8 protein-coding genes are annotated in these 12339 nt (G+C 56.5%); 4 read left to right on the top strand and 4 right to left on the bottom strand.

The genetic code is table 11. The annotated features are described in order from the left end of the window. Positions 1-118 precede the first annotated feature (118 nt). On the top strand, positions 119-1195 hold the full coding sequence (locus C4885_RS13185; RefSeq protein ID WP_114000776.1) for a Xaa-Pro peptidase family protein: 1077 nt from the start codon (positions 119-121) through the stop codon (positions 1193-1195). A 514-nt stretch (positions 1196-1709) separates the two neighbouring features. Here the strand turns inward: C4885_RS13185 and mfd are convergent. After that, positions 1710-5153 (bottom strand): transcription-repair coupling factor, encoded by a 3444-nt coding sequence (mfd, locus tag C4885_RS13180; protein WP_114000775.1) that lies wholly within the window; start codon positions 5151-5153, stop codon positions 1710-1712. Between the two features lie 161 nt (positions 5154-5314). On the opposite strand from mfd, the gene C4885_RS13175 reads away from it, so the two are divergent. Continuing rightward, positions 5315-6334: an acyltransferase gene (locus C4885_RS13175; protein ID WP_114000774.1), complete on the top strand. Its 1020-nt coding sequence runs from the start codon at positions 5315-5317 to the stop codon at positions 6332-6334. Between the two features lie 439 nt (positions 6335-6773). Here the strand turns inward: C4885_RS13175 and pth are convergent, their stop codons facing one another. Genes pth through C4885_RS13160 form a run of 3 tightly spaced genes read right to left on the bottom strand, consistent with a single transcriptional unit; the run spans position 6774 to position 8511 of the window. Further along, positions 6774-7367 carry an aminoacyl-tRNA hydrolase gene (gene pth / locus C4885_RS13170; RefSeq protein ID WP_114000773.1) on the bottom strand — a complete coding sequence of 198 codons (594 nt, stop codon included), beginning with the start codon at positions 7365-7367 and terminating at the stop codon, positions 6774-6776. Between the two features lie 30 nt (positions 7368-7397). Next, positions 7398-7742 (bottom strand): DUF6054 family protein, encoded by a 345-nt coding sequence (locus tag C4885_RS13165; protein ID WP_114000772.1) that lies wholly within the window; start codon positions 7740-7742, stop codon positions 7398-7400. 34 nt (positions 7743-7776) lie between these two features. Further along, positions 7777-8511 carry a UDP-N-acetylglucosamine diphosphorylase gene (locus C4885_RS13160; protein ID WP_114000771.1) on the bottom strand — a complete coding sequence of 245 codons (735 nt, stop codon included), beginning with the start codon at positions 8509-8511 and terminating at the stop codon, positions 7777-7779. A 355-nt stretch (positions 8512-8866) separates the two neighbouring features. Here C4885_RS13160 and ppdK point away from each other — a divergent pair, with 355 nt between their 5' ends. Together ppdK and C4885_RS13145 are read left to right on the top strand one after the other, a co-directional pair. Then, the gene (gene ppdK / locus C4885_RS13155) at positions 8867-11533 is read left to right on the top strand and encodes a pyruvate, phosphate dikinase (RefSeq protein ID WP_114000770.1); all 2667 of its coding nucleotides are present in this window, start codon (positions 8867-8869) and stop codon (positions 11531-11533) included. Positions 11534-12078: 545 nt separating this feature from the next. Further along, positions 12079-12300, top strand: a complete 222-nt coding sequence (locus C4885_RS13145; protein ID WP_114000769.1) for a hypothetical protein — start codon at positions 12079-12081, stop codon at positions 12298-12300. The last annotated feature ends 39 nt before the right edge of the window (positions 12301-12339 follow it).

Raw genomic sequence — 12339 nt, 5'->3', positions numbered from 1 at the left:
TTATCGAGCATTTTGGCAACGCAGATGCCGTGCCGCAGCCGCCGGAGCGGTGCTTAAGCCGTAAGGCGGGAATTGTGCGGTGTTGCCTTAAATTTACCTGAAAGGTGAGGATTATAATATGAACGAACAGCGTGTAGCGCGCGTGCGCGCCGAAATGCAGGCACACGGCCTGACCCAAATGATCATCAGCGACTCCAAAAGCATCTGGTACCTGACTGGTGCCAGTGTGGAGCCGTATGAGCGCCTGATGGCGCTGTACCTGCCGGTGCAGGGCGAGCCGGTCATCTTTTTGAACAAGCTGTTCTTTGTGCCGCAGGCCCCCTGCCGCGAAGTGTGGCACACGGACTCGGACAAGCCGGTGGAGCAGATCGCCGAAGTGGTGGATAAGACCAAGACTCTGGGCATTGACAAGGAATGGCCTGCCAAGTTCCTGATCCCTTTGATGGAGCTGTGCCCCGGTATGCCGGTAGTGCTGGCTTCCGACTGCGTGGATGCCTGCCGCGCCGTGAAGGATGCCGAAGAACAGATGCTGATGAAGGAAGCATCCCGCATCAACGATGAAACCATCCTGAAAGCGCGCGACTACGTCAAGCCCGGCATGACCGAAAAGCAGGTTGCCGAGTACATTGACAACGAGTACAAGAAAGCCGGCTGCGAGAGTGTGGCATTTACCACCATCGTATCCTTTGGTGCAAACGCCGCTGACCCCCACCACGAGCCGGACGATACTGTGCTGGAAAAAGGCGAGTGTGTGCTGATCGATATGGGCTGCTGCAAGAACCGTTACTGCTCCGATATGACCCGCACATTCTTCTGCGGGGAGCCGAAGCCGGAGTATGCCGCCATCCATGACCTGGTGCGCCAGGCCAACGAAGCCGCCGAAGCGATGATCCACCCCGGCGTGCGCCTGTGCGATATTGACGCCGCCGCCCGTGACCTGATCACCAAAGCGGGCTATGGCGAGTACTTCAACCACCGCCTGGGCCACTTTATCGGTCAGACCGATCACGAAAAGGGCGATGTGAGCGCCGCCAACACCGATACCGTAAAGCCGGGCATGATCTTCTCCATTGAGCCGGGCGTATACCTGCCGGGCAAGTTTGGCGTGCGCGTGGAGGACCTTGTCATCGTGACCGAAACCGGCTGCGAAGTGCTGAACCATGTGGATAAGCATTGGAGCGTGGTGGGGGTGTGATTGGCCCCAGACCGGAAATGATAAAATTAGAAATTTGAAAAGGGGCGGAAGTGTTTGAAGAGATCTGTTGTTCGCTTCCTTGCCGCACGATCCGTACAATAAGATTTATGCCCGTCCGGGGCGTCGGGGACACCACCCCTACAACAAATTTGTTGGTTCGTTATACATTCTTAATGAAAAATCGGATTAGGCCCCGGCGGGGTCGGGTGACCCCGCCCTACCGAGAGTTTACAGGTTTGTAACGCGATTTAAAACGATTTGTAGGGAACGGTCAAGACCGTTCCGGGTGTTTTCCTTATTTCCCTTTTGTTGGAATATTGTCCATGGGTTTCGGAACGGTCAAGACCGTTCCCTACAGAGCAAAAATACATAGAAAGCAACACATGACAACAGGCAGCAGCCCACAAAATAGGGCCGCTGCCTGTTGTTTTTATTTTTTATATTATAATTATATATTATAAAGTTTCTTCGGTTCTTTCTTTTCAAAGAAGGAACAAAAACTCCCGTAAAACACTCACGCACCCGGCAGCAGGGCAACGGCATCGCGCAGGATGGTGAGAGGATCCTCGCCGCGCAGGACATGCAGGCTGATGTAGGGGCGGCCTACGGCGTTGTAGATCACGCGGTGCGGCATGGCATCCATCATGGCCCCCATCTGCGCCGGGGTCACAACATCGGTGTACAAAATCAAATTGTCGTTGCGCTGCACGATCTCCACAATGCCTGCGCGGGCGGCTGTCACGCGCACCAGGCTGATGTCCACCAACCCCTGCACACTGCGCGGCGGGTCGCCGTAACGGTCAATCAACTCATCCAACACATCCGTGGCATCGTCACGGGTGGTGATGGCCGCAATTTTCTTGTAGGCTTCGATCCGCCCGGCGGCATCGGGAATGTAGCTTTCCGGCAGATAGGCATCCACCGTAATGTCAACAAGGCAATCACTCTTGTCCGGCGCAGCAGGCTCGCCGCGGGCGGCTGCAATGGCCTGGTTCAGCATTTTTACATACAGCTCGTAACCAACCGCTTCCATGTGGCCGTGCTGGCTGTGTCCAAGCAGGTTGCCCGCGCCGCGAATCTGTAAATCGCGCATCGCAATGCGGAACCCGGAACCAAAAGAGGTAAACTCCCGGATGGCTGAAAGCCGCTTGGAGGCAATTTCCGTCAACACTTTGTCGCGCTGGAAGGTGAAATAGGCATACGCCTTGCGGTTGGAGCGCCCCACACGGCCGCGAATCTGGTACAGCTGTGAAAGCCCCATGCGGTCCGCATTCTCAATAATCAGGGTGTTGCAGTTGCGCACATCCACGCCGGTTTCAATCAGGGTGGTGCAGACCAGCACGTCGATCTCGTTGTCCAACAGCTGCTGCCAAACCGAGGAAATCTGCTCCTCCGTCATTTTGCCGTGGGCGATGCCGACCCGCGCACCCGGCACCAGCTTTTGCACCTTGGCGGCGCACTGCTCAATGGTTTCGACCCGGTTGTACAGGTAATACACCTGCCCGCCGCGGGCCAGCTCACGCCGGATGGCTTCGGCAATAATGGCATCGTCATATTCCAGCACATAGGTCTCAATGGGCTGGCGCTCAAAGGGCGGCTGTTCAATGGTGCTCATGTCCCGGATGCCGGACAGTGCCATGTTCAGCGTGCGGGGGATTGGCGTGGCCGAAAGGGTCAGCATGTCCACCCCGATAAAGTTCTCTTTCAGCTTTTCCTTGTGTTTTACGCCAAAGCGCTGCTCCTCGTCAATGATGACAAGGCCCAGGTCTTTGAACTTTACATCGTCCGAAAGCAGGCGGTGGGTGCCCACCACGATGTCCACTGTGCCGTCTTTCAGGCCGCGGATGGTCTCTTTCTGCTCTTTGGCGCTGCGGTAACGGCTGAGCAGCCCGATGCGGATGGGAAAGGCCTCCATGCGGGCGATGGCCGTGTTGAAATGCTGCCACGCCAGAATGGTGGTGGGGGCCAGGATGGCGCACTGCTTGCCGCCCATCACGCATTTGAACGCGGCGCGCAGGGCAACCTCAGTCTTGCCCACGCCGACATCGCCGCACAGCAGGCGGTCCATCGGCCAGGGCTGCTCCATATCATGTTTGATCTCCGCCGCGCTGGAAAGCTGGTCCGGCGTTTCATCATAGGCAAAGCGCTGCTCAAAATCTCCCTGCCAGGTATCATCTGGCGGGAAGGCATGACCGTGCGCCCTTTTGCGGCGGGCGTACAGCTCAATCAGTTCCTTGGCCATCTGCTCGGTAGCGGCGCGCACCTTCTTGCGGGTCTTGGTCCACTCGGCCCCGCCCAGACGGCTGAGCTTGACATTCTCCGAATCCCCCGGCGCGGTGTAGCGGGAAAGCAGATCCAGCTGGGTGACGGGAACATACAGCACATCTTTTTTATCGTACTCAATGCGCAGGTAGTCTTTGGTAACGCCCTGAACCGCCATGCGCTGGATGCCCGCATACCGGCCAATGCCGTGGTTCTGGTGCACCACCAGATCGCCCGGCGTGATCTCGGTCAGGCTGTTCAGGGCATCTTTGGCCTTTTTGCGCTTTTTCTTCTGGGAGCTGGTTTCGCCAAAGGCACGGCCTGTCAGCAAAGCATACTTGGCAAACGGAAATTCGCACCCAGCGGAAAGGTGCCCCGCCAGAACCTGCACCAGCCCGGCAGCGGGGGCTGCTGCAGCATCGGTGGTAACCAGAATGCCTTTATCGCGCAGGTCGCGTGCCAGACCGGCTGCGGCACGGTCGGTGCCGGCCAGCAGGGTAACGGTATAACCGGCATCGCACAGCGGTTTCAAATCCTCCAGCAGCCCGGCGACTTCGCCATTCCAGGCAGGCAGGGCGTGAGCCGGGGCGTTGATGATATCTTTCAGCGGCTGATCCGGCATGCTGCGGGCAAAGTTCTCGGCACAGATGGTGCGGTAGTGTCCGGTTTTGGACCACAGGTAGCTTGGGTCCGCGTACAGGTTATCCAGCCCGGCGCAGAGGACGCCGTCCAGGATCAGGGATTTCAGTTCCTCGCCCCGGCGGTAGGCGGTCGCGCGGTCGGCTTCCCGGATGGAAGCAGGCTCTTCGGCCACAAGGATCGGGTCGTCAAAATAATCCAGCACGGTGGCGGGATGGGGGTAGCGCACGGCCAGGTATTTGTCCATGTTGACCGGCACGGCACCGCCATCCAGCAGGTCCAGATCGGCGGCCATACAGTCTGCCATGGCGGTTTTCTTTTTGCCGCGCTGCTTGGCCAAAAAGGCCCGAAGCTGCTCGGCGGCATCGGCAGGCTTGCCGAACAGAACTTCCCGCGCGGGGCTCAGGTAAAACTTATCAATGGCATCCTCGCGGCGCTGGGTGGTCAGGTCAAAGGTGTGCAGGGTATCGATCTCATCACCCCAAAATTCCATACGAACCGGCATTTTCTGGTCGGGAGCAAAAATATCCACAATATCGCCGCGCACAGAGAACTGGCCGGGGCCATCCACCTGGGCCCGGCGGGTGTAGCCGGCACCAAACAAAGCGGCCAGCAGGTCATCCCGCAGCAGAGTATCCCCCGTATGGAGGGTGCGGGTGTTGGCGCAGAAATCCTCTTTTGGGGTGGTGAACTGGGTTAATGCTTCCGCGGGCACAGCCACGGCGCGCAGCCGCCCGCCTACCAGCTCGCCCAGCACAGCCAGGCGGCGGTACTCGTATTCGCGGGCGGTGCCCTCAATGGGGCGCAGCACATAGTCCCGCGCCGGGAACACGGCGGCGGGGATACCCAGCGTGTTCAGGTCAGCAGCAAAGCGGGTGGCTTCGGCCTCGCCGGGGGTCACGATGCACAGCGGCTTATCCAACTGGCGGCACAGCGCGGCATACACCTGTGCGCGGCCGGATGCGGGCAGCCCAAACAGGGCGCATGCACCTTTGCCGGAAAGCGCGTGGCTCAGTTTTTTGTATTCGGTTGTGGTGGTAAACAATGCGTCAAACATGGTGCCTCCTGCGCTTGCGCATGATAGGGCGGGTGATGTATAATTTTGAGGATACGAGTAATACGAGAGTTTTTGCCCCTTCTTTGAAAAGAAGGAATCGAAAAAGTTCGGCAGAATAAAGAAATCAAATAATGCTGCAATAAGGAGCAGAATATAGAAAGATGACAAAACATAAAAATGTAGCGCTGGATGAGCTGCGTATTCTGGCGGCGCTGATGGTGCTGGGCGTGCATACCGGGCAGAAAGTTGGCCTGGGGGATGCCGCCGCGGTTGGCGCGCAGGGGGTGCAACTGTTTTTTGTGCTCAGCGGGTACCTGGCCGCGGCCAGCCTGAGCCGCCACCCGGAGCCGCTGCCGTATTACCAGCGCCGCATCCGGCGGATCCTGCCGCTGTACTGGCTGGTGCTGGTGCTGCGCTGGCTGTTCGATGCGGTACGCTATCTGGCGGCGGGCGCCAGTGCAGCCCAGCTGTTTGGCCCCGGCGGGCCGTGCGGGCCGGGTTACCTGCGGTACTTTGTATTTTTGCAGATGTGGCTGCCCAGTGATAACTGGATGCTGTGGAACAACCGCAACGTGCTGTGGACGATGAGCGCCTTTGCGTTCTTTTATCTGCTGGCCCCGTGGCTGTACCGGCTGTGCAAACGCTTTTGGGGCGCGCTGGCGTTGCTGGTGGTCTGCCTTGCGGTGAAGGGCAGGATCGGCGGCTTAATTGAAAGCAGTCTGGCGGCTTTCCCGGCAGAAGCCAACATCAGCGAGTTCAGCGCAAAAACGCCGGTCATGACGCTGTACTGCTTTATCTTTGGCATGGCGGCGTTTGCGGCAGTGCGGGAGAACAAGCAGTTTTTATACGGGGCGTTCTGCATTCTGCTGGCAGTGCTCACCAACTTCCAGCGGGCGGGGTTCGAGTGCGTGTTTACGGTGCTTGTTCTATTGGCCGTGCAGAACCCGCAGGGCGTTGGCCTGGCGGAAAATCAGAAGTTCGCCCAGGCCGTGGAATTTGTGGGGGCGGGCAGCTTTTGGCTGTACCTGGCCCACCCGCTGGTGCTGGAGCTGCTGCCCAACACCGCGATGGGCGGCGCAGCCGCGTGGCTGTGCTTCGCCGGGGTATATGCCGTCTGCCTGATGGTGTGCTATGCGCTGTATACGCTTTTTGTGCGCCGATATGAGCAGCGCTTTGCGTAACCATTGTACTATATTTGCAGCAAAACGGCAAAGTGAATTTTGAGAGAAGCGTTGCATGGAACGACAAATGGCGGGCGGCCCAGATGGGCCGCCCGCTTTGGCATTTGTATGATTGGAAAAGCTGTGCTCTTATCTTGTAGAGAATGTGAGGACGAACATTGTTCGCCCGCGGACGTTGGCCGTATGCAGGGGGGGATATGTGGCAAGACCCGTCATGCGGGACGATGACGAGCATCGTCCCCTACAAATCATTTGCAGCGTTTATCACCATCGGCAAAGTTTTCCACAGTGCGCACACCCCTGCAGGTGTTCCATTAAACCACATCCCGTGTAATGATGGATTGCAAATTTGAAGTGAGAACACTTCCTTTGCGGGCATCTTACACAGAAAACAGGAAGGGGCGCACACTGTGCGCCCCTACGGAACGCCTATCCGCGCTCAGTGGTTGAATTTATTCTGCGCTTCGCCCAGCTTGCCGGCCATCAACAGGCGGCAGGCGGCTTCCACGTCGGTGTGGCGGCCGGTCACAAGCTTGGCGTCATCGGGCGGGAACTTGCCCAGCACCCAGTCAGCCAGATCATAATCCGGGCGCGGCTTGGCGCCAACGCCAATGCGGATGCGGTAAAAATCCTCGCCGCCGGTGGAAGCGATAATGCTCTTTAGCCCGTTGTGCCCGCCAGCAGAACCGGAGGGCCGGATGCGGATGTGCCCCGGCTCCTGTGCAATGTCATCGCACAACACAATAATGTGGTTGCGCGGGATCTTGTAAAATGCCGCGGCGGGGGCGATGCTCTGGCCGCTCAGGTTCATGTAGGTCAGCGGCTTTAGCAGCATCACTTTGCGGCCGTCCACCTGGGCAATGCCGTAAAGGCCCTGCCATTTGCTTTTGTTGATCTCGCACCCCCAGGCTTCGGCCAACGCATCCAGCGCGGCAAAACCGGTGTTGTGGCGGGTGCCGTCATATTTCGGCTCCGGGTTGCCCAGACCGGCAATCAGCCAGTCTGCCCCGGAACCACCTCCAAATAGTCCCATAGTAAAAATCCTTATAGTAATTTTGTGATTTTAGTGTGCACCAGGGGCAAAGCGTTCCACTGTGTCCCGGATGGTATCCAGGAAGGATTCTGCACCTAAGGTGTTGACCTTGAAAAACACAGCCTGGCTGCCGCCGGATGTGATGGCGGAAAGCCGGATCTGCCCGTCAGCTTCCAGCAGGGTCAGGCTCATGGTAACACGGCCATTGCCAATGGCACTGTAGCGTTCGTATACCCGCACGGCACAGCGGCCGGTGCTGAAGTTGAAATCACTGGAACCTTCCAGCGTGGCCGAAACACTTTGTTTTACAACAGCGTCCAGCTCGGTCAGGATGGTGGTAAAATCCCCGGTCAGGGTGCGTTCCAAAATGGCCATGGCAGCAATCCTCCTTGCAGCAGGTCAGGGGGCATCAGTCGCTTTTCTTTTCAGCTTCCAGCTTCTGTTTTTTGGCAACGTATTTTTCCAGCTTCTTGGCGCCCCAGGCGGCAACTTCGGCCTGCTTGGCGCGCTCAATGCCCAGGGCACCGTCCGGCACATCGTGGCCGATGGTGGAACCGGCAGCGGTAAAGGCGCGGCTGCCCACCTTGACCGGCGCCACCAGGTTGGTGTTGCAGCCGATGAACGCATAATCGCCGATGGTGGTGCGGTACTTGCCCTCGCCGTCATAGTTGCAGGTTACGGTGCCGCAGCCAAAGTTGCAGTACTTGCCCACATCGGCATCGCCAATGTAAGTCAGGTGGCTGACAGTGTTGCCCTCGGCAAAGTTGGCGTTCTTGGTTTCCACATAAGCGCCCAGGTGCACGCCCTCATCCGTCACGGTGCCGGTGCGCACATGGGTAAAGGGGCCAATCTTGTTGTTGGGGCCCAGATGGCTGTCATAACACTGGCTGGCGTTCACGGTGGAACCGGCCTCAACAATGGTGTTCTCCAATAAGGTATTGGGGCCGATGACGCAGTTTGCCCCGATGACGGTTTTGCCGCGCAGGATGCAGCCCGGCAGGATCACTGCGCCGGGTGCAATCTCAACTTCGGGGTCAATAAAAACCTGGTCGCTGATGAACTCCACACCGTTCTGCAGGTGCTTTTCAAAAGTTTCTTCAAAGGCCGCTTTGGCGGCAAGGTATTTGGCTTTCGCTTCGGACATAAAAATACCCCTTTCTGTTTTGGGCCAAAAGAGTATACGGCCCTACAAAAAAGCCCCGGAACAGGGCTGAAGCCTGCCGGGGCGGGATGAATTGAAAAAAGTGTTGCAGGATGTAATAAAATAATATTTCCCAACTTCTCACCCATTATAATTTACCGCATTTTTGGTCAAATTGCAAGAGCCTGACCCCAAAACTTTGTAAGATTTTCGGCGAAAATATTCGCCATTTATTTAACAATGTACTGGAAATTCCGGGCTGAGTCTGTTATAATGGACTTTGCAAGAGAGAAAATTCTTATTTTGCGGGTGTGCGCGGCACACCGGGAAGAAACCGTAATTTTGTTGGAGGTAACCTATGAGCAAGAAGTTTTTGTATTTGTTCAAAGAGGGCCATGACGCATTTGGCGGCGACCAGACGACCATGAAGAACATTCTGGGCGGCAAGGGCGCTGGTCTGGCAGAAATGACCCATGCCGGCATGCCGGTTCCTCAGGGCTTCACCATCACCACCGAAGCCTGCACCCAGTACTATGCTGACAACCGTGAGATCAACGATGAGATCAAGGCTGACATCTTCAAGTACATGGGAATCCTGGAAGAGCAGACTGGCAAGAAGTTCGGCGATATCGAGAACCCGCTGCTGGTTTCCGTTCGTTCCGGTGCACGTCAGTCTATGCCCGGCATGATGGATACCATCCTGAACCTGGGCCTGAACGACCAGGCTGTTGAAGGTCTGGCAAAGAAGACTTCTAACCCCCGTTTTGCATATGACTGCTACCGCCGCTTCATCCAGATGTACTCTGATGTCGTCATGGAGCTGGGCAAGAGCTTCTTTGAAGAGCGTATCGACGCTATGAAGGAGCGCAAGGGCGTTAAGCAGGATATCGAGCTGGACGCTGAGGACCTGAAGGAACTCGTCAAGGAGTTCAAGGCCATCTACCTGGAGAAGCAGGGCGAAGAGTTCCCGCAGGATCCGAAAGAACAGCTGATCGGCGCTGTCAAGGCCGTCTTCCGTTCTTGGGATAACCCGCGCGCCAACGTTTACCGCAAGATGAACGAAATCCCCTACGAGTGGGGCACTGCTGTCAACGTTCAGCAGATGGCTTTCGGTAACTCCGGCATGCGTTCCGGCACCGGTGTTGCTTTCACCCGTAACCCCGCTACCGGCGAAAAGAAGCTGATGGGCGAGTACCTGATCAATGCTCAGGGCGAAGATGTCGTTGCCGGCATCCGTACTCCTTCCCCGATCAGCAAGCTGCACGAGGAAATGCCTGAGGTTTACGATCAGTTCGTTGAGATCGCAACCCGCCTGGAAAACTACTACAAGGATATGCAGGACATGGAGTTCACCATCGAGGATGGCAAGCTCTTTATGCTGCAGACCCGTAACGGCAAGCGCACCGCACAGGCTGCTCTGCAGATCGCCTGCGACCTCGTTGATGAGGGCGTTATCGATCAGCGCACCGCTGTACTGCGCGTTGAGCCCAAGCAGCTGGATACCCTGCTGCACCCGCAGTTTGACGCTGCTGCCCTGAAGGCTGCTGAAGCAATCGGCAAGGGCCTGGCCGCTTCTCCGGGATCTGCCTGCGGTCGCGTTGTCTTCAGCGCTGAAGATGCTGAAGAGAAGGTCAAGGACGAAGCTTGGAAGAAGGTCGTTCTGGTCCGTCTGGAAACCAGCCCCGAAGATATCGTCGGCATGCAGGTTTCTCAGGGCATCCTGACCGTCCGCGGCGGCATGACCAGCCACGCAGCTGTTGTTGCACGTGGCATGGGTACCTGCTGTGTTTCCGGCTGCGGCAATGATAACGATGTTGCTATCGATTACGATGCAAAGGTTATCACCATTAACGGCCACACCTTCCATGAGGGTGACTGGATGAGCATTGATGGCTCTACCGGCAACATCTACGAAGGCCAGATCGCTACCGTCGCTTCCACCGAGAACGCTAACTTCAAGCGCTTTATGAGCTGGGCTGACGAAGCACGCCAGATGAAGGTTATGACCAACGCCGATAACCCGCGCGATGCACAGAACGCTGTCGATATGGGCGCTGAAGGCATTGGCCTGTGCCGTACCGAGCATATGTTCTTCGCTGAGGATCGTATTGCTGCTGTGCGTGAGATGATCTGCGCACGTACCGTTGAAGAGCGCAAGGTTGCCTTGGCTAAGGTTGAGCCGTTCCAGGAAGCTGACTTTACCGCTATGTACCGCATCATGGGCGATCGTCCGATGACCATCCGTTATCTGGACCCGCCTCTGCATGAGTTCCTGCCCACCAAGGCTGAGGATATCGAAGCCCTGGCAAAGGATATGGGCATGACCACCGAAGAGCTGAACAACGTTGTTGTCAGCCTGCATGAGTTCAACCCCATGATGGGCCATCGCGGCTGCCGTCTGGCCGTTACCTATCCGGAAATTGCCGAGATGCAGACCAATGCTGTGATCAAGGCTGCCATCAAGGTTTCTGCTGAGACCGGCAAGATGATCACCCCGCACATCATGGTGCCCCTGGTTGGCGAAGTGAAGGAGCTGAAGTACGTCAAGGACGTCATCGTCAAGACTGCTGACAAGCTGATCGCTGACGCTGGCGTTGACATGAAGTACCAAGTTGGCACCATGATCGAGATCCCGCGTGCCGCCCTGACCGCAGGTGAGATCGCTAAGGAAGCTGACTTCTTCAGCTTCGGTACCAACGACCTGACCCAGATGACCTTCGGCTTCAGCCGTGACGATGCTGCTAAGTTCCTGACCGCTTACTATGATACCAAGATCTACGAGAGCGATCCGTTCCAGCATCTGGACCAGATCGGCGTTGGCAAGCTGGTTAAGATGGCTGCCCATGACGGCCGCGCAACCAACCCCAACTTGGGTCTGGGCATCTGCGGCGAGCACGGCGGCGACCCCTCCAGCGTTGAGTTCTGCCACAACGTTGGCCTGGATTACGTTTCCTGCTCTCCGTACCGCGTTCCCATCGCACGTCTGGCCGCTGCTCAGGCTGCTATTAAAAATCCGAGAGCATAAGGCTTTTATAGCGAGTTATCGTTAAAAAACGAGCATAAAATAAGGCTCACCGTCAATTTTGGCGGTGGGCCTTATTTGTTTGCTCATGTATGAGATGAATTGCGTTTAACACGGAGCTGCTTTCCAGAACCATCACAGATAGACCTCCACGGTCAGGTCGGTTCACGCTGCACGGCGGAACTGGTGGGGCAGCTTGTTGGCTTCATGGTAACGCTTGGCGGTTTCAAAGTCGATGGTGAAGGTGAGGATCGATGGAATATACAAAAACGGTGAGCTGGACTATGAGGCAACTCACAAGAAATTCTTGTTGGTTCGTTCCGAAGGGACAAGACAGGTAAAAATAAATTATGCGGTATTGCCCTAACAAGCGCTCTCTGCAATCATCTAAGGTGAATTTACAGAGAGCGCTTGTTTGTATCAAAGCAGAGAATTGTATAATTTCGCGTCATGTGTTCAAAGTCCGAATTATAGGACAGGCCATGATTTATAATAGAAGTATCGAAGGGAGCAGTTCCCTTCCCCAATACAAAGCGGAGGTAACTACTATGCTGAAGGATATGGATTTCGGGGTCTACGGTAAGGGCGTTGACGGATATGTTCACTATTCTCTGGCAATGGATCGTATCCGGGAAGAAGAGGAAAACCGTAAGGCGCTCATGGATGAGTTCGATAACGATGAGGACAACTTCGATTCGGACGACCTTGATTCTGATGACTTTAGTTCAGACGACTTTGGTTCGGATGATTTCGGCGGTGATGATTTCTGACGGAAAACGTCACCGGTAAAATATCGTACATGACAGAAA

Origin of the sequence: Subdoligranulum sp. APC924/74, from assembly GCF_003324125.1 — a bacterium.
In the GTDB taxonomy this organism is placed as follows: Bacteria; Bacillota; Clostridia; order Oscillospirales; family Ruminococcaceae; genus Gemmiger; species Gemmiger qucibialis.
The sequence above is the reverse complement of the archived record's forward strand: the minus strand, read 5'-3'. Positions and strand labels throughout refer to the sequence as shown.

Excerpts from the sequence above, each read along its gene's own strand:
- C4885_RS13185 (WP_114000776.1), top strand. The coding sequence starts at position 119 with ATGAACGAACAGCGTGTAGCGCGCGTGCGCGCCGAAATGCAGGCACAC.
- mfd (WP_114000775.1), bottom strand. The coding sequence starts at position 5,153 with ATGTTTGACGCATTGTTTACCACCACAACCGAATACAAAAAACTGAGC.
- C4885_RS13175 (WP_114000774.1), top strand. The coding sequence starts at position 5,315 with ATGACAAAACATAAAAATGTAGCGCTGGATGAGCTGCGTATTCTGGCG.
- pth (WP_114000773.1), bottom strand. The coding sequence starts at position 7,367 with ATGGGACTATTTGGAGGTGGTTCCGGGGCAGACTGGCTGATTGCCGGT.
- C4885_RS13165 (WP_114000772.1), bottom strand. The coding sequence starts at position 7,742 with ATGGCCATTTTGGAACGCACCCTGACCGGGGATTTTACCACCATCCTG.
- C4885_RS13160 (WP_114000771.1), bottom strand. The coding sequence starts at position 8,511 with ATGTCCGAAGCGAAAGCCAAATACCTTGCCGCCAAAGCGGCCTTTGAA.
- ppdK (WP_114000770.1), top strand. The coding sequence starts at position 8,867 with ATGAGCAAGAAGTTTTTGTATTTGTTCAAAGAGGGCCATGACGCATTT.
- C4885_RS13145 (WP_114000769.1), top strand. The coding sequence starts at position 12,079 with ATGCTGAAGGATATGGATTTCGGGGTCTACGGTAAGGGCGTTGACGGA.